Raw genomic sequence first — 16915 nt, 5'->3', positions numbered from 1 at the left:
ATCACTTACAGGGAGGAATTCACACCATGATGCAGGCAGGTATTTTCACGGGTTATTTCCCGTATGGCCTCAAGGAAACCGCGCAGAAGATCCGTGCGCTCGATTTCAACACCGTGCAGCTCGACCTGCATTTCAGGGATATCGACCTGTCGTCCGGGCAGATCACCAAGGACAGGGCCAAGACCGTCCGCGATACGTTCCGCGACCACAATCTGCCGATCTGCTGTGTGTCGGGCTACACCAACATCATCCATCCGGATATGGGCGAGCGCGAGAGGCGCGTCGGCTATTTGAAGGAGATCATCCGCAACGCGCGCCATTTCGGCACCCCTTACGTGATCTCGGAAACGGGTACCTACAACACCGAATCCGACTGGGTGCATCACCCGAAGAACAAGACCGAGGAAGGGTTCGAGGAATGCCGCAAGGTCATCGCCGACCTTGCCCAGACGGCCTATGACCACGGCGCGGTCTTCCTGCTCGAAACCTATGTCAACAATGTCGTCGGCTCGGTCGAGGAGACGGTGAGGATGTTCGCGCAGGTCGACCACCCAGGCCTCGGCCTGTTGATGGACCCGACCAACTATTTCGAAACCCACAATATCGACCGGATGGATCAGATCCTGAACCAGGTGTTCGACACGCTGACCGACAAGATCAAGATCGCCCACGCCAAGGACGTCAAGCGTTCCGGCGGCGACAAGTCGGAGAAGCACGCAGACATTGGCGACGAGGACGCGCTGGAGAGCCACACTTTCCGCGGCGTCGGTGAGATCGAGCTGCCGGCGCCCGGCCTCGGTTCGCTGAACTACGACCTTTATCTCAAGCGGCTGGCCGAAAAGCACCCGAACATCCCGGTCATCATCGAGCATCTTTCGGAAGACGACGTGCCGCGCGCCAAGAAATTCCTCGATGGGAAATTCCGCGCCAACGGACTGTGATGGCGCGGTTCGGCTGCGAAACAAGGGAGGAAGAGAAATGTTGAAATTCGCGTTGAAAATCGCGGCTGCCGCGACGGTTCTAGCCGGTGCAACGCTGGGTACTCCGGCGGTGGCGCAGGACGCCCAGAAGACGTTCTACCTGTTGTCGCATGGCGGCCCGTCGGATGCCTTCTGGATCGACTGGAATGCCGGCGCGACCAAGGCCTGCGACCAGCTCAAGGTGACCTGCAAGATCTCGTTCAGCGGCGGCGACATGGCGGCGCAGAAGGAAGCCTTCAACTCGGCACTCGCCGCCAAGCCGGACGGCATCGCCACGACTTCGGCGCAGCCCGGCCTGTGGACCGAGGAGGTCAAGGCAGCGAAGGCGGCCGGCATCCCGATCGTGTTCTTCAACACCGACGATCCGGCAACCGGCCGGCAAGCCTATGTCGGCGCCGACCTTAGGGAAGCCGGTGTCATCTGGGCGAAATATCTGGTCGACCACAAAATGGTGAAGCAGGGCGACAAGGTGTTCCTGCCGGTCGAAGTGCCGGGTGCCAGCTACCAGCAGCTCGAGACCGAAGGCATTGCCAGCGTCTTCGATCCGCTCGGCATCAAATATGACGTGGTCGATTGCGGCACCGATCCGGCCGGCATCATCGCCAAGATGACGGACTACATGGTGGCCAACAATCCGCCGGCAATCATCGCGCTCGGCGATTCCGTCGCGGCCAGCGTCAAGCGGGTGTTCGATGGCGCCGGCGTGCCGGCCGGCAAGATTCCGGTCGTCGGCTGGGGCAATTCGAAGGAAACGGCCGAGTCCGTCAAGGCCGGTTTCGTCAACGCGGCTGCCTGGCAGTTCCCGTCGGCGCAGGGCTTCATGCCGGTGGCGCTGCTCGGGTTGGCCGCCGCCGGCGAACCGATCGGCTACGACATCCACACTTTCAGCCTCTACGACGCCTCGAGCGTCGAACCGATCCTGAAACTCTACAACAAGTGATTGGAACTGACGCTCGCCGCGCAGGCGGCGGGCCTCACCCTGGCGTATGGTTCGAGCTGTCATGACAATTGCCGCAGAAGAGGAAATGCCGCGTGCCAAACGCAGGTCGAGCCTGATCCGCTCGCCGCAGTTCTCGTCGCTCGTCATCCTGATCGTCCTGCTGGCGGTGTTCGCGATCGCCGATGCGAACTTCCTGTCGCCGCTCAACATCTCCAACATGATGGCGTTCCTGCCCGAGCTCGGCATCATCGCGCTCGGCATGACGCTGCTTCTGACGGCGGGCGAGTTCGACCTTTCGATCGGTGCTGTGTTCGGACTGGCGCCGGTTGTCGTCATGCTGCTGGTGCAGAACGGCGGGGTGGATATTGGCGTGGCGCTGCTGGCCGGCCTGCTGCTCTGCATAGCGATCGGTGCGATCAACGGGCTGATCGTCACCAAGATCGGCATCTCCTCCTTCCTGGTGACGCTGTCGATGCTGCTGGTGGTGCGAGGCGCGGCCCTCTACATCACCCAAGGCTTTCCGCTGAAGTCCTGGGACCAGCCAGGGTTCTTCGTGACGCTGCTGGCCGGCAGCTTCAATATCGGAACGTTCCGTTTCTATACCTCGCTGTGGTGGTTCATCGGCCTGTCGCTACTGGCGATCTATGTGCTGCGCTACGCCAAGCTCGGCAACTGGATCAGCGCCATCGGCTCGAACCGTAACGCCGCCGTGGCGCGTGGTGTGCCGGCCGATGCGGTCAAGATCTGGCTGTTCATCCTGACCTCGGTGCTGGCCGGTCTCGCCGGCATGATCAGCGCCTTCCGCATTTCTGCCGCCTCGCCGGTGGCAGGCACCGGCTACGAGCTCGAAGTGATCGCCATGGTGGTGGTCGGCGGCACCGCGCTGACCGGTGGGCGAGGCACCATTTTCGGCACCATCGTCGGCGCGCTGATGCTGCGCAGCATCCGCAACGGCATCGTGCTGATCGGCGTGCCTGGGCTCGCCTACAACATCTTCGTCGGCGTCATCATCCTTGCCATGCTCATTCTGCACGCTTTGCTGCAGAAGAACGCCGCCAGGAGCTGACATGGAAGTGCTTCGGCTGCACAACCTGCAAAAGTCCTTCGGCAGCGTCCGCGCCCTGAAGAGCGCCTCCTTCACGCTCAACGAGGGCGAAGTGGTGGCCTTGCTCGGCGACAACGGCGCCGGCAAATCGACGTTGATCAAGGCGATCTCCGGGGTGTTTCCGGTCGACCGCGGCGACATCTATGTGCGCGGCCAGAAGGTCTCCATCCGCTCGACGCGCGATGCGATGGATCTCGGCATCGAGACCATCCACCAGGACACCTCGCTGGCACCGGACCTCAGCATCGCGCGCAATCTTTTCCTCGGCCGCGAGCCGGTCAACCTCAAATGGCTGGGTGTGTTCGCGCCGCTCGATCTCGCGCAATTGCGCGATGCCGCCTCGGCTCTTTTGAAGCGCGTCGGCATCTCGAAGAAGCTCGACGCCGATGCGCTGGTCAGCACGCTGTCGGGCGGCGAACGCCAGTCGATCGCCATCTCGCGCGCCATGCAATTCGCCGCCAAGGTCATCATCCTCGACGAGCCGACCAACAATCTCGGCGTCGAGGAAACGCACGGCGTGCTGCGCTTCGTCAAGGAAGTGCGCGACGCCGGTCACTCGGTGCTTTTGATCACCCACAACATCCATCACGTCTTCCAGGTCGCCGACCGCATCATCGTCATGCGGCGCGGCGAGATCGTCGCCGAGCAGACGGTCGCCGACACCGACCTGCTGACCGTGGAAAGTATCATCACCGGCGCCGACATGTCGGCCCTGCTCAAGGAGACGAGAGCCAAGTGAAGGACGGGAGCAAAGTGAAGGAACTGGCCGTCACATGGTAGAGCTTTACGGCAAGACGCTGTCGCGCCGGCAGGTCTCGGAACGCTCGGGCATGCTGTCGCAGTTCGCCGGCGTGCGACTGATGACGCTTGGCGACGGCGTCGAGCACGGCATCCGCATGCTCGAATTCCGCACCGGCTCGGGCCTGCGCTTCACCGCGCTGGTCGACCGGGCGCTCGATATCGCCGATTGCGACTTCAAGGGCCAGGCGATCGGCTGGCATTCGCCGAGCGGCTTTCGCAATCCCGGCCTGCACGAGTATGAAGGCGAGGACGGGCTGGCCTGGGCGCGGTCGTTTTCCGGCCTTCTACTGACCTGCGGCCTCGACCATATATTGTTCATGAACGAGGTACCCGCCGACACCTACAACTATCCGCCGAAGAAGACGGTGCGCCATTCGCTGCATGGCCGCATCAGCACCATCCCGGCGCGGCTGAGTGGCTACGGCGAGACCTGGGACGGCGACCGCTGCGTGTTGTGGGCCGAAGGCATCGTCCAGCAATCGACTGTATTCGGCGAGGATCTGCATCTATTGCGGCGGATCGAGGCCGATGTCGGCGGCAACGAGATCCGGCTTTCGGACCGTGTCGTCAATCACGGTTTCAACCGAACACCGCATATGTTTTTCTACCACATCAATGTCAGCCATCCGGTGCTTGACGAGGGCGCGCGCTATCTGGCGCCGATAAGGGATGTCGTTTGGGCCGGGCATGCCGGCGAGCGTTATGAGGCGCAAAAGGTCGGCTATCGCACGGTCCCGGCGCCGCAGCCGCGTTTCAGCGAACAGGTCTGGCAGCACGAGCTCGGCGCTGGCAGCACCGGCGAAGTCCCGGTGGCGGTGGTCAACGATAGGCTCGGCCTCGGGTTCGAGGTGGTCACGCGCAAGGACCAATTGCCCTGCACCTACCAATGGCAGAATTTCCAGGCTGGACAGTACGCGCTTGGCATCGAGCCGTCGACGCATCATGTGCTGGGAAATCTGGCGGCGCGCGAACGCGGCGAGATGATCTGGCTGGAGCACGGCGAGAGCCGCTCGTACGATGCGGTGTTCCGGGTTCTCGACGGCGCCGGCGAGATCGCCGCCGCCGAGAGCCGGATCGCGGCAATCGCCAGGCAGCCGCAGCAGGATTATCCCCAGCCGTCGGGCCGTTTTCCTGTTCTTGGAGGCAGGTCGTGATAATGGCTAGGACGATACGAGACACCAGTTGGGAGGCTGGTCCCGGCCGGAGCGGGGAGGGTTCGCGGCCGAGCTGGAATTGGAGGTCACAATGGCTGGCACGGTAAAGCGCGATTACAGCCTGGTCGGCGAAAGCACGCGCAGGGCGATCGAGACGGGACTGGCCTCGTCGGAGTGGTACCACACCGATGTCCCCCGCAAGGCGATCAAGGAGTTGATGCAGCGCTCAGACGGCCCGGCGATCCGCGACACGATCATCTGGATCATCGCCATCCTCGGCTCCGCCGCCGGCGCCATCTATTTCTGGGGCACCTGGTGGTGCGTGCCGTTCTTCTTCGTCTACGGCGTGCTCTACGGCTCCTCCAGCGACTCGCGTTGGCACGAATGCGGCCACGGCACGGCTTTCCGCACGCGCTGGATGAACGATGTCGTCTACCAGATCGCCAGCTTCATGCTGATGCGCAATCCGGTGACCTGGCGCTGGAGCCATGCCCGGCACCATACGGACACGATCATCGTCGGCCGCGACGCCGAGATCGCCGTGATGCGCCCGCCGGACCTGCTGCGTGCCGCGCTGGCTTTCACCGGCATCCTCGATTTTCGCTATTCGCTTCCGGCGCTGGTACGCCAGGCGTTCGGCAAGCTGACGCCCGACGAGAAAAGCTACGTTCCCGAGATGGAACAGCACAAGGCCGTCATCGCGGCGCGCTGGCATATCGCGATCTACATCGCGACGATCGCGCTCGCCGTGTTCATGCGGTCGTGGATACCGGTGGTGCTCATCGGCGTGCCGCGCCTCTACGGCACCTGGCACATGGTGCTGACCGGCCTGCTGCAGCATATCGGTCTGGCCGACAACGTCGTCGACCACCGGCTCAACACCAGGACCGTCTACATGAATCCGATCAGCCGGTTCATCTACTGGAACATGAACTACCACGTCGAGCATCACATGTTCCCGATGGTACCGTATCACGCGCTGCCCAGGCTGCATGAACTGATCAAGCACGATCTGCCCGAGGCGAACCCGTCGATATGGCATGCCTATCGCGAGGTCTGGCCGGTCCTGCTCAGGCAGCTCAAATACGAGGATTATTTCCTTAAGCGCGAACTGCCGCCAACGGCACGGCCCTATCGTGGCGAGTTCCACGAAGTGAACATGTCGGCAGCGGCTGAGTAGGCACTGCACGAGCGCAACGCAGAAATTTCAGGAGAAGCAGAGATGGCCGATTGGGTCGAAGCGTGCGCCGTGGACGATGTCGAAGAGGAAGATGTCATCCGCTTCGACCATGGCGGCCGCACCTTCGCGATCTACCGTTCGCCGGACGATGAATTCTTCGCCACCGACGGGTTTTGTACGCATGAACAGGCTCATCTGGCCGACGGGCTTGTCATGGACGACATCATCGAATGCCCCAAGCACAATGGCCGCTTCAATTACAAGACCGGCCAGGCGAAGGGCGCTCCCGTTTGCGTCAATCTCGCGACCTATCCAGTCAAGGTCGAAGCTGGCAAGGTGATGATCCAGATCGCCTGACCGGCCTTCTGTCACGTAGCAAAGGGGACCAAAATCCATGAGCCGGAAAAGACCGACCGTCGCCGACCTGCGCGCCATGAAGGGCAAGCGGCAGCTGACCATGCTGCGCGTGCTGAGGATGGACGAGGCCGAGGCCGCCGAACGCGCCGGCGTCGATATCGTCTCGGTGCCGCCGGAGCTGGTGCTCAATCCGCAATACCGCGATGCGGCACCCAGCCTGTTCACCATGCCGGGCGAGAATTTCTTCGAGATCGGCACCGCGGATGATTTTGTCCGCTGGGCGTTCCGGCTCTACAAGGCCAGCGCCGATGCGGTCTATTGCAGCGCCGGCTACGCCACCATCAAACGGATGGCCGACGATGCAATTCCGGTGATCGGGCATGTCGGCCTCATCCCGTCACGCGCCACCTGGACCGGCGGCTTCAAGGCCGTCGGCAAGACCGCCGATACCGCCATGCAGGTGTTCGAGGCGGTGAAGCAACTGGAGGCCGCCGGCGCGATCGGCGCCGAGATCGAGGTGGTGCCAGTCGAGGTGGCCAAGGCGATTTCGGAACGCACTTCGCTGATCATGCTATCGATGGGGGCGGGCACCGGCTGCGATGCGCAATACCTGTTCGCAGACGATATCCTCGGCCAGAACCGTGGCCACATGCCGCGCCATTCCAAGGTCTATCGCAACTTCGCCGCCGAATACGACCGCCTGCAGGCCGAACGCATCGCCGCCTTTTCCGAATATGTCGCTGATGTGAACAGTATGGCGTATCCCGAAGACAGGCACGTCGTGCACATGGATCCGGACCAGCTCAGCCTGTTCCTGGAGAAGATCGAAGCCGCATGAGACACACCGGCAACAGCGCGAAGCGCCATCGCGGATCGTAAAAACGCCGGTTCGGCGGCAGGGCCAGGTCATCGCATAGCCGGCTGCGATGTCACACGAAAGTTTGTTGGTCCATGTCTGGACGGCATCGGCCAAATGCAGTTGAAACCGGTGCGTCATCGGTTTTGCCGGACATTTGTGCGGTTGCCGATGAGGCGGGAGAAGATTCCCCTTCGGACAGTTCTGCGCATGACCGCCATTCCCGAAAACAAAGCCTTACCCGAAACCGCGCCGGCGGCGCGGCAAGCCCGGCGGGTGGCGCTGATCGTCGCCGTCGCCTTCTTCATGCAGCTTCTGGATTCGACCATCATCTCGACATCGCTGCCGCAGATGGGAGAATCCTTCGGCGTGCCGGCGGTGGCGATGAGCATCGGCATCACCGTTTATATGCTGACCATGGCGGTGTTCGTGCCGCTGTCCGGCTGGCTCGCGGACCGGTTCGGCGCGCGCAACATCTTCCTCGTGGCGATCGCCCTGTTCACGCTGGCCTCGCTCGCCTGCGGCATTTCGCAGAACCTGGCCGAATTCGTTGCCGCGTGCGCGGTGCAGGGCGTGGGCAGCGCGCTGATGACGCCGGTCGGCCGCATCCTGGTGCTGCGCAATGCGCCGAAGTCCGAGCATTCTCAATGCTACGGCGCTGATCACCTGGCCGGCGCTGTTTGCGCCGGTGGTCGGGCCGGTGCTTGGCGGCTTCATCACCACCTATGTCTCCTGGCACTGGAATTTCTTCATCAACATTCCCCTTGGGGTCGTCGGTTTGGCGCTGGTCGCCCGCTTCATTCCCGGCGACCGCGAAGCCGGGGCCAAGCCGCTCGACTGGCCGGGCTTCCTGCTGACCTCGGTGGGGCTCGCCGCGATGCTCTATGGCCTCGAGCGCATCGCGCATCCGGAAGAGGGTGCCTTGCCGACCGTGGCACTGCTCGCCACGGGCATTTTGGTCGGCTGGCTGGCGGTGCGGCATCTGCGACGCGCCAACCATCCGCTGCTCGATCTCACAGCTTTCAAGGTGCAGACCTTTGCCATCTCGACGCTGTCGGCCGGCACGATTTTCCGCATCGCCATCAACGCCACGCCGTTCCTGCTGCCGCTTTGGTTCCAGGTTGGCTTCGGCCTGAGCCCGGTCGATGCTGGCATGATGGTCCTGGCCTATTTCCTCGGCAATCTCGGTATGAAGGCGGTGACGACGCCGACGCTGAGGCGGTTCGGCTTCCGTTCGGTGCTGATCGTCAACGGAGTGATCGCCTCTTTGTCGATCATGGCCTGCGCGGCGCTTACGCCGCAGACGCCGAAAGCGTTGGTGGTGGTGCTGATGCTGATCGCCGGACTGTCGCGTTCGATGCAGTTCACCGCGCTCAACACACTGGCCTTCGCCGATGTGGCCTCACCGCAGCGTAGCTCGGCGGCGACGTTGTCCAGCATGCTGCAGCAGGTGGCGATGCTGTTCGGCGTGGCGGTCGCGGCGGCGTTGCTCAACCTGTCGCAGATCGCCAGGGACGCTGCGGCGCTCGATCTCGTCGACTTCCGACTTGCCTTCCTGGTGATCGGCGCAATCGGGCTCGTCGCCTCGTTCCGCTTCCTGGCGCTGCCGAGGGCTGCCGGCGCCGAGGTCTCGGGCCATGTTTTGCGGATTTGATGCAGGAACTGCGCGGCGAGCGCGGACATGAATTCCGCCTGCTCCGCTCGTCCGGGAGCAAACCTTTACCAGCGGTTCGATCGGCACGATCATTGCAAAAGTGCTTGAGTTCCGGGCATTGCGCCAGCCTCGCCAATCGGTGCGTCCAACCGCGGAATTTCCTCGCAAGCCGGCCTGCAATGCGCGGATTCATTTGACGAATTGGTCTTGAGCCGATTAGCTTTCGTTCCGATGGCCGCAGAGGGAGCAGGGCGTAGCCATCGCGGGTGAAAGCGGGCAATGAACGCGACCGGCTGGCTAAACTGGAGAAGCCTGAACCAGGAGGGCATTGTCTTTGCCATCGCGGTCGTGCTGTTCATTGCCGCCGCCATCGGACTGCCCGGGTTTATCAATTCGAACAATCTCGTTGCAATCGTGCGCTCGGTCTCGGTGCTGGGCATATTGGCGCTCGGCATGGCGGTCGTCATTATCGGCAGGGGCATCGACCTGTCGGCGGTGGCGATCATGGCGATGTCGGTTGCGTGGTATCTGCAATTGCTGAATTCGGGGATGTCCGACGGGCTGGCCTTCGCCTATGTGCTAGCCGGTGTTCTCGCCATCGGGCTGTTGAACGGCATTTTGGTTGCCTACGCCGAGGTTCCGGCGATCTTCGTGACGCTGGCGACCGCGTCCTTCGTCTTCGGCTATGTGCGCTCACAATTGATCACACAGGACGCCGTGCCGGTGCCGCCCGGCCATTGGGTCGAGCTTCTGGGCGGGCTTCGGTTCCTCGACATCCCGGTCGAGGTTTTTGTCTTCGCCGGGCTGGCTTTCGCCTTTTTCCTGTTCCTGCGCTACACCAAATGGGGCCGCTACGTCTATTTCGCCGGCGACAACCCGGTTGCGGCGCGCAATATCGGCATTCCAGTGCGCCCGATGCTGGTGCTGCGCTACGTGTTGTCGGCCTTGGTCTCGCTGATTGCCGGCTTGCTCACCGCCGCCAGCCTGCATTCGATCAACACCCGCATCGTCAATTCCACGCTGCTCTACGACATCGTGCTGGTGGCGGTGATCGGCGGCATCGGTCTATCGGGCGGGCGGGGCGGGGTGCGCAACGTGCTGGTGGGTGCCGCGCTGATCGGCATCCTGCTCAACGCCATGACCATCATCGACATTCCGCTGCTCTATCAGAACCTGATCAAGGCGGCGATCCTGCTGGCGGCGATCATCGTCGATGGGTTCATCAATCCGCGCGACGAGCAGACCGCGCAGCAAGGCGACATTTAGACTGACGCGAACGGTTGGGGCCGGCCGCGAACGACAACGACCAAACCAGAGGATGTGACATGAAAATGATCAGGACGTTTATGGCCGCCGCGGCAGCGCTTGCCGTCTCCGCCTTCGTGGCGCCAGGCTTCGCCGCCGAAGATCCGGGTCCGGGCGCCTATTCGCAAGCGCTCAAGGGCAAGCGCGTGATGCTGGTGCCGATGGCGATGGGCTTCGATCTGGCACAGGGCTGGGCGCATTACCTGAAGACCGAGGTCGAGGCCTGGGGCGGCGTGTTCGAGACGCGTGACCCGAACTGGGTGGTCGATGCCGGCGCGCAGGCGATAACCGACGCTATTTCGTCTGACACCAGGCCGGACGTGCTGATCATCCATTCGCCGGACCTCAACTCCTATGCCAAGCTGATGAAGAAGGCGCAGGCCGCCGGCACCTATGTCCTGCTGGTCGACAATCCGGCGAACTTCCCGGCCGATGCCTTTGTCGGCAGCGACTGGGATCGGCTCGGCCAGCTGGAAGCCGATGCGGCGATCAAGGGTTGTGGGCCGAACTCCTCCAAGAAGATCGGGCTGGTGCAGGGCGACCAGGCCAACTCGTCGAGCCTCTATCAATATGCCGGCATTATGAAGGTGCTGGACAAGAACCCCGACTTCAAAGTCGTGGCCAAGCCTGACTCGAACTGGGATGCGACGACCTCGCGCAACGTGACGACGACGATGCTGCAGCAGAACCCCGACATCTGCGCCATCATCGATTTCTGGGACGGCGACGCGACGGGCGCATCTGCTGCGATCCGCGATGCCAAGCTCGAGGGCAAAGTCTTTCTGGTCACCACCGGCGGCGGCGAAAAGACTGCCGACTGCGACAAGCTGCAGGACGGCACCTATGGCGCGGTGGTGATGACCGACCTTGCCCGCCAGTCGGGCGACATGAACGCCGTCATCAAGTTCCTGTTGCAGAGTGGCCAGCCAGCCGGCACCTCGCACACCTACATCTACACGCTGGAGAAGGCGACGACCAAGGCCGACCTCAAGCCAGACAGCTGCTGGGACTTGAAAGCACTGCAAGCCCAAGCTGCGGCCAAGTAAACCGCGGGTCCGTTGCAAGCATCGACGAGGTGGCCGGACCTTGTTCGGCCGCCTCTTTCTCTCTTGAGTGGCAGCAGCAACCGATGTCCTTTCGCGAACGCCTTCAATCCTGGCGCTACAATCTCGTGCCCGACCACCTTGTCGGCGAGATCCTAAGCAAACGCTGGACTGATAACGCCATTCCGTTCCTGGCGCTGGTGGCGACGCTCAGCGTGTTCGGTTCGATCATTCCCGGCTTCTTCAAGCCGATGTCGCTGCAGGAATCGACCCGCCAGCTCGGCGAATTTTCGCTGGTCGTCACCGGCATGACGGTGGTCATGCTCGGCGGCGGCATCGACCTTTCGGTCGGCTCGATCTTCGCGCTGTCCTGCTTTTCCGCCGTGTTCGTCTTTTTCATCCTCGAACAATCGGTATGGCTGGCGCTGGCCGCCTCGATCGCCACCGGGCTGCTGTTCGGCGCGATCAATGGTTATCTGATCGGCTATTTCAGGCTGCGCGCTTTCCTGACGACACTGGTCACCTTCATCTTCGGGCGGGCGCTGTTCGACATATTGGTCACCACCTATGCCGCCGACGTCCAGCTTTCCGATGCCACATCGGATGTGCTGGACTTCATCGGCGACGATACCTTCTGGGGCCTTTCGGTTGCGGTGTGGGCGGCGATTATCCTGGCCATCATCACCCATGTCGCGCTGACGCGCTCGCGGCCCGGCTGGCATGTGCAGGCGGTGGGCGGGTCGCGGCGATCGGCCCACAATGCCGGCATCCGCGTGCGCCGCACCGTGTTCATGACCTATGTGTTCTCCGGCTTCTGCGCCTCGCTCGGCGGCTTCCTCATCGCCTGCCGGCTGAGCGGGGCAGGGCCGGGCACAGGGCTCAATCTCGAGGTCATGGCTTTGACAGCAGCGGTCGTCGGCGGCGTCAGCCTGGGCGGCGGCCGCGGTTCGGTGATCAAGGGGCTGATGGGCGCGATCATCGTGCTGACGATGACCAACGGGCTGATCCGGCTGGGCTATGGCACCGGCACCAACCAGATGGTGTTGGGCATCATGCTGGCCGTGGCGGTCACCATCGACATTCGCTGGCTGAAGAACCGCCACAAGGTGCTGGACGAGGTCTATGTCGCACCGGTCTATTTGAAGATGGGGGCAACGCAGTCGGCCGCACCGGGCTCCGGCACGCCTTACGAGCTCGACAATCGCCTATCGGAGGCCGACCATATCGGGCTTGGCGAGCTGGAAGGGCCGGAAGACGTCATCCTCGACCGCGACGACCATCTCTATTGCGGCACCAGGCATGGCGAGATCGTCCGTTTCTTTGCGCCGGATTACAAACGTTCGGAGGTCTTTGCCCATATTGGCGGCTTTCCGCTCGGCCTGGCCTTCGACAAAACAGGCAATCTGATCAGCTGCGTCGGCGCGATGGGCCTTTATTCGGTCTCGCCGGAGCGGGAGGTGAAGCGGCTATCGGCGGAAACGTCGCGCTCCTGGACTTCGATCGTCGACGATGCGCGGCTGCGCGATCCCAATGATTGCGACATCGCGCCGGACGGCCGCATCTACTTCACCGATTCCACCAAGCGCTATGACGCCCACGACTGGGCGCTGGACTCGATCGAGAACCGCGCCACCGGGCGGCTGCTCGTCTATGACCCGAAGGACGCTTCGACGAAGACATTGCTCGACGGCTACCGCTACACCAACGGCGTGTGCATGGCGCATGACGGCAAGTCGCTGTTCTTTGCCGAAAGCTGGGCCTGCCGCGTGCACCGCTACTGGCTGGAAGGGCCGAAAGCAGGCACCGCCGAATGCGTCATCCGCGACATGCCGGGCTACCCCGACAACATCAACCGCGCCTCCAACGGCAACTACTGGATGGCCTGGCTCGGCATGCGCACGCCGAGCTTCGACCTGTCGCTGCGCCATCCCGACATGCGCAAGCGCATGACGCGCCGGCTGCCGCAGGACGAATGGCTGTTCCCCAACATCAACACCGGCGGTGTGGTCAAATTCAACGAGAAGGGCGGCATCGTCGAAGCGATGGGCGACCTGTCGGGCGCCGCGCATCCGATGGTCACCTCGATGCGCGAGCACAAAGGCTATCTGTTCGTCGGCGGCATCCTCAACAATCGGATCGGCCGCTACCGGATTGCCGGTGCCGACCCGAACTGGACCAGCCCCGCTTCCTATTGGGGAGCGAAGCCATGATGCTGGACCCGATCCTTGACATCTTTCGCGGCAAGGCGGTGACAATCCCGCCGCTCGATGGCGCCTTCAGGCCGAATACGCTGCTGGACGATGCTCCGGCTTTTGTTGAACTGCCGGAGCCTGACAACCTGCTGATCGATAAGGACCGGTTGCTGGCGGCCAGCGGCAATGCCGTCTATGCGCTCGCCGCCGGTGCCGCGCCGACGATAGTCGAGACATTTCCGTCCCCGGTCACAGCGCTCGCGCGCTCGCCCGCCGGCGAACTGACGGTCGGGCTCGAAAACGGCAGGCTGTTGATCGCGGGTAAGGACGCTCCGCTACCGGCCGAAATCCGCTGCATCACAGCGCTCGCCTACGCAGAAGATGGCACGCTTTGGCTGACCAATGGCTCGGCCGAACACGGGCCGTCGCAATGGGCCGCCGATCTGATGAAGAAGGGCGCTTCTGGTTCGCTGTGGAAGCGCGAACCGGCAGGCAGCGAATTCCGCAAGCTCGCCGGTGACATCGCCTTTCCCTATGGGCTGCATCCAACCGGCAAGGATGTGTTGGTCAGCGAGAGCTGGCGGCACCAATTTATCCGCTTCGACGGCGCGACAGGCAGCCGCTCGACGGTGCTGGCGCATCTGCCCGGCTATCCCTCGCGCCTGTCGCCTGCCGCCGGTGGCGGTGCCTGGCTGGCGCTGTTTGCGCCCCGCAACCGGCTGATCGAATTCGTGCTGCAGGAAACGCACTATCGAAACGACATGCTGGCGCAAGTGCCGCCGCAGCACTGGATCGCGCCGGCACTTGCCTCCAACCGCAGCTTCCTCGAGCCGCTGCAATGCGGCGGCATTCGCACCATGGGCATTCACAAGCCATGGTCGCCGAGCCGCTCCTACGGCGTGGTGGTCAGGCTCGACCGGGAGATGCGGCCGCAATTCAGCCTGCACAGCCGCGCCAACGGCACGCGCCACGGCATCTGCAGCGTGGCGGAGAAAGACGGTCGCCTGTTCATTGCCTCGAAAGGCGGCGATTGCCTGCTGGCCATCGACTTGGGTCCAGGAGGACATCGCTGATGGAACCGATCGTCCGCCTGGAGAACGTGACCAAGACCTATCGCGGCGTGCCCGCGGTGAAGAATGTCAGCTTCGAGCTGCGCAAGGGCGAGATCCACGCGCTGCTCGGCGAGAATGGCGCGGGAAAATCGACGCTGACCAAGATCATCGCCGGCGTCGTCGACGCGACCTCGGGAAAGATGTTCCACAACGGGCAGGAGATCGCCTACGCCTCGCCGCATGCGGCCCTTCAAGCCGGTATCGCCATGGTGTTCCAGGAGACCAGCCTGGTGCCGTCGATGACAGTGGCGCAGAACCTTTATCTCGGCACGGAAAGCTTTCTCAACCGGCTGCGCGGCACCTACATTTCAGCGCAGCAATTCCTGCAGTCGTTGAACTTTCCCGTCGACCCGAACGCCATGGTGGCGACGCTGGGCGCGGCCAAACGGCAGATGGTCGAGATCGCGCGCGCCGTCCACCACAATGCCGAGATCATCATCTTCGACGAGCCGACGGCGACGCTGACGCCGGAGGAGAAGCGGCACTTCTTCGCGCTGATCCGCCGGCTCAAGGCAAGGGGTGTGTCGATCGTCTTCATCAGCCATGCGCTCGAAGAGGCGCTTGATGTCGCCGACCGCATCACCATTCTGCGCGACGGCGAACTGGTGATCACCGACGACACAGCCGCCTTCGATCGCGACAGGGTCGTCGCCGCCATGGTCGGGCGCACGCTGTCGGGGCAGCTCTACAGCCAGCGCGACGAGGCCAAGCTGCGCAAGGCCGGCAAGAAGGTGCTGTCGGTGCAGGACATCTCGATGAGCAATGTCGTGCGCAACAATTCCTTCTCGATCTTCGAGGGCCAGATCACCGGGGTGTTCGGGCTGATCGGCTCGGGTCGCACCGAGACGTTCAAGATCGTTTCCGGCATCTACAAGCGCGACTTCCTGCGCGGCGGCACCATAGAGCTGGACGACCGGCCGGTGCGCTATCTCGTTCCGAGCGAGGCGGTGGCGGACGGCATCGTCTATGTCACCGAAGACCGCAAGAGCGAGGGGATTTTCGAGACCATGGACGTTGCCGAGAACCTGTTCGGCGGCTTTTTGGCGGCCGGGCGGGAAAAGGGCTGGGTGATCAATGCGCAGGAGATGCGGGCGCTGTCGGCCGAATGGACCAAGACGCTGAACGTCAAGGCGATCAACGACAATGCGCGGGTGGTCGAGCTCTCGGGCGGCAACCAGCAGAAGGTGGTGATCGGCAAGGGGCTGGTGCAGAAGCCGCGCATCGTCATCTTCGACGAGCCGACGCGCGGCGTCGATGTCGGTGCGATCGCCGAAATCCACCAGATCATCAACCGGCTGGCCGATGAGGGCCTGGCCGTCGTCGTCATCTCGTCCTACCTGCCGGAGATCATGAACCTGTCCGACCGCATCCTGGTCTGCCGGCAAGGCCGCATCGTCGAGGAGTTCTCGCCGGCCGAGGCGACGGAGGAGAAGATCATGTATGCGGCGGTTCATTAGGTTCCAGGCGATGCGTACTTCGACAATTGGCGGAGTCACCAGTCCATTCGTCATCGAGGGGCGAAGCAAGGAGCGCAGCGACGCGGCGCAGACCCCAGGATGACGACGGTGAGGGCCTCTGCATTTCCAGGGTTCTGGGCCGGCCTGCAAAACGTGAATCACCAGAGCAAGTTAGCCGCATTCGCTACCAAGCCGATTCAACGACCTCTCTCATCGATTCAAACCGAAAGGAGCCTGCCCATGGCCACCACAAGACTTCTGACCGATGCCGAGGTCGAGGCGATTCCCGCTGTGAAGGCCGTGTTCGACGACATCCGCGCGACGCGCAAATCCGATTTCGTCAATAATTTCTGGCGCGGGCTGGCCAATGATCCGGTCTCGCTGAAGCGGGTGTGGGAACAGCTCAAGGCGGTGATGGTCGCGGACAGCGTCATCGACCCGCTGACCAAGGAGATGATCTACATCGCCGTCTCGACAGCCAATGGCTGCTCCTATTGCGTTCACTCCCACACCGCCGCCGCCCGCGCCAAGGGCATGACCGAAGCGCAGCATGGCGAGCTGGTGTCGATCATCGGGCTGGCCGGGCAGACCAACCAGATGGTGACAGCGCTGCAGATTCCGGTCGATCCGGAGTTCGAGGTGAGGTGAGGTGCGGCGCCTTCCCTTCTCCCCTTGTGAGGCCTTTGCAGAGAAGGCGCATAGATATGCGATTTGAGGCATATATGCTTTTTTGAGCGTCGGAGAGCGCTGCTTGGCCGTTCAGCGCGGCATTTTTCAGG

The 16915-nt window shown here is 62.9% G+C and carries 14 protein-coding genes and 1 pseudogene; all 15 read left to right on the top strand.

Annotation, left to right across the window (positions count from 1 at the left end; all coding sequences use genetic code 11):
- Window positions 1-26 precede the first annotated feature (26 nt).
- The 15 genes and pseudogenes from NKJ09_RS28715 (at window position 27) to NKJ09_RS28645 (ending at window position 16784) form a co-directional block, all read left to right on the top strand.
- Entirely contained in the window at window positions 27-941 is a 915-nt protein-coding gene (locus NKJ09_RS28715; RefSeq protein ID WP_352496044.1) for a sugar phosphate isomerase/epimerase family protein, read from the top strand.
- Between the two features lie 37 nt (window positions 942-978).
- Window positions 979-1920, top strand: coding sequence for a sugar ABC transporter substrate-binding protein (locus tag NKJ09_RS28710; protein WP_352481596.1), 942 nt, complete (start codon window positions 979-981; stop codon window positions 1918-1920).
- Between the two features lie 46 nt (window positions 1921-1966).
- Complete coding sequence (locus NKJ09_RS28705) at window positions 1967-2986, top strand: ABC transporter permease (protein ID WP_502900369.1); 1020 nt, start codon at window positions 1967-1969, stop codon at window positions 2984-2986.
- A 1-nt stretch (window position 2987) separates the two neighbouring features.
- Window positions 2988-3764: an ATP-binding cassette domain-containing protein gene (locus NKJ09_RS28700; protein ID WP_352764265.1), complete on the top strand. Its 777-nt coding sequence runs from the start codon at window positions 2988-2990 to the stop codon at window positions 3762-3764.
- 34 nt (window positions 3765-3798) lie between these two features.
- A complete protein-coding gene (locus tag NKJ09_RS28695) occupies window positions 3799-4980 on the top strand; it encodes an aldose 1-epimerase family protein (RefSeq protein WP_352496046.1) in 1182 nt (393 codons plus the stop codon).
- Window positions 4981-5071: 91 nt separating this feature from the next.
- Entirely contained in the window at window positions 5072-6160 is a 1089-nt protein-coding gene (locus NKJ09_RS28690; RefSeq protein ID WP_352496047.1) for a fatty acid desaturase family protein, read from the top strand.
- A 42-nt stretch (window positions 6161-6202) separates the two neighbouring features.
- Window positions 6203-6517 carry a MocE family 2Fe-2S type ferredoxin gene (locus NKJ09_RS28685; RefSeq protein WP_352481591.1) on the top strand — a complete coding sequence of 105 codons (315 nt, stop codon included), beginning with the start codon at window positions 6203-6205 and terminating at the stop codon, window positions 6515-6517.
- A gap of 37 nt (window positions 6518-6554) precedes the next feature.
- Entirely contained in the window at window positions 6555-7355 is an 801-nt protein-coding gene (locus tag NKJ09_RS28680; RefSeq protein ID WP_352764264.1) for a 3-methyl-2-oxobutanoate hydroxymethyltransferase, read from the top strand.
- Between the two features lie 228 nt (window positions 7356-7583).
- Window positions 7584-9027 (top strand): annotated as a pseudogene (locus tag NKJ09_RS28675) (DHA2 family efflux MFS transporter permease subunit).
- A 279-nt stretch (window positions 9028-9306) separates the two neighbouring features.
- Entirely contained in the window at window positions 9307-10293 is a 987-nt protein-coding gene (locus tag NKJ09_RS28670; protein ID WP_352496049.1) for an ABC transporter permease, read from the top strand.
- Window positions 10294-10352: 59 nt separating this feature from the next.
- Window positions 10353-11378: a sugar ABC transporter substrate-binding protein gene (locus tag NKJ09_RS28665; protein ID WP_352481587.1), complete on the top strand. Its 1026-nt coding sequence runs from the start codon at window positions 10353-10355 to the stop codon at window positions 11376-11378.
- 83 nt (window positions 11379-11461) lie between these two features.
- Window positions 11462-13585 (top strand): ABC transporter permease, encoded by a 2124-nt coding sequence (locus tag NKJ09_RS28660; protein WP_352481586.1) that lies wholly within the window; start codon window positions 11462-11464, stop codon window positions 13583-13585.
- Window positions 13582-14640, top strand: coding sequence for an SMP-30/gluconolactonase/LRE family protein (locus tag NKJ09_RS28655; protein WP_352764262.1), 1059 nt, complete (start codon window positions 13582-13584; stop codon window positions 14638-14640). The genes NKJ09_RS28660 and NKJ09_RS28655 overlap by 4 nt, the downstream gene beginning before the upstream one ends.
- Complete coding sequence (locus NKJ09_RS28650; protein ID WP_352496050.1) at window positions 14640-16136, top strand: sugar ABC transporter ATP-binding protein; 1497 nt, start codon at window positions 14640-14642, stop codon at window positions 16134-16136. The genes NKJ09_RS28655 and NKJ09_RS28650 overlap by 1 nt, the downstream gene beginning before the upstream one ends.
- Before the next feature lie 240 nt (window positions 16137-16376).
- Entirely contained in the window at window positions 16377-16784 is a 408-nt protein-coding gene (locus NKJ09_RS28645; protein ID WP_352481584.1) for a carboxymuconolactone decarboxylase family protein, read from the top strand.
- Window positions 16785-16915 lie beyond the last annotated feature (131 nt).

It is taken from the genome of Mesorhizobium sp. M0189, from assembly GCF_040322135.1.
Taxonomy (GTDB): domain Bacteria; phylum Pseudomonadota; class Alphaproteobacteria; order Rhizobiales; family Rhizobiaceae; genus Mesorhizobium.
Note: the sequence above shows the minus strand (reverse complement) of the source record. Positions and strands in the feature narration are given on the sequence as shown.

Coding starts and splice junctions, on each gene's coding strand:
- NKJ09_RS28715 (WP_352496044.1), top strand. CDS start 27: ATGATGCAGGCAGGTATTTTCACGGGTTATTTCCCGTATGGCCTCAAG.
- NKJ09_RS28710 (WP_352481596.1), top strand. CDS start 979: ATGTTGAAATTCGCGTTGAAAATCGCGGCTGCCGCGACGGTTCTAGCC.
- NKJ09_RS28705 (WP_502900369.1), top strand. CDS start 1,967: ATGGTTCGAGCTGTCATGACAATTGCCGCAGAAGAGGAAATGCCGCGT.
- NKJ09_RS28700 (WP_352764265.1), top strand. CDS start 2,988: ATGGAAGTGCTTCGGCTGCACAACCTGCAAAAGTCCTTCGGCAGCGTC.
- NKJ09_RS28695 (WP_352496046.1), top strand. CDS start 3,799: ATGGTAGAGCTTTACGGCAAGACGCTGTCGCGCCGGCAGGTCTCGGAA.
- NKJ09_RS28690 (WP_352496047.1), top strand. CDS start 5,072: ATGGCTGGCACGGTAAAGCGCGATTACAGCCTGGTCGGCGAAAGCACG.
- NKJ09_RS28685 (WP_352481591.1), top strand. CDS start 6,203: ATGGCCGATTGGGTCGAAGCGTGCGCCGTGGACGATGTCGAAGAGGAA.
- NKJ09_RS28680 (WP_352764264.1), top strand. CDS start 6,555: ATGAGCCGGAAAAGACCGACCGTCGCCGACCTGCGCGCCATGAAGGGC.
- NKJ09_RS28670 (WP_352496049.1), top strand. CDS start 9,307: ATGAACGCGACCGGCTGGCTAAACTGGAGAAGCCTGAACCAGGAGGGC.
- NKJ09_RS28665 (WP_352481587.1), top strand. CDS start 10,353: ATGAAAATGATCAGGACGTTTATGGCCGCCGCGGCAGCGCTTGCCGTC.
- NKJ09_RS28660 (WP_352481586.1), top strand. CDS start 11,462: ATGTCCTTTCGCGAACGCCTTCAATCCTGGCGCTACAATCTCGTGCCC.
- NKJ09_RS28655 (WP_352764262.1), top strand. CDS start 13,582: ATGATGCTGGACCCGATCCTTGACATCTTTCGCGGCAAGGCGGTGACA.
- NKJ09_RS28650 (WP_352496050.1), top strand. CDS start 14,640: ATGGAACCGATCGTCCGCCTGGAGAACGTGACCAAGACCTATCGCGGC.
- NKJ09_RS28645 (WP_352481584.1), top strand. CDS start 16,377: ATGGCCACCACAAGACTTCTGACCGATGCCGAGGTCGAGGCGATTCCC.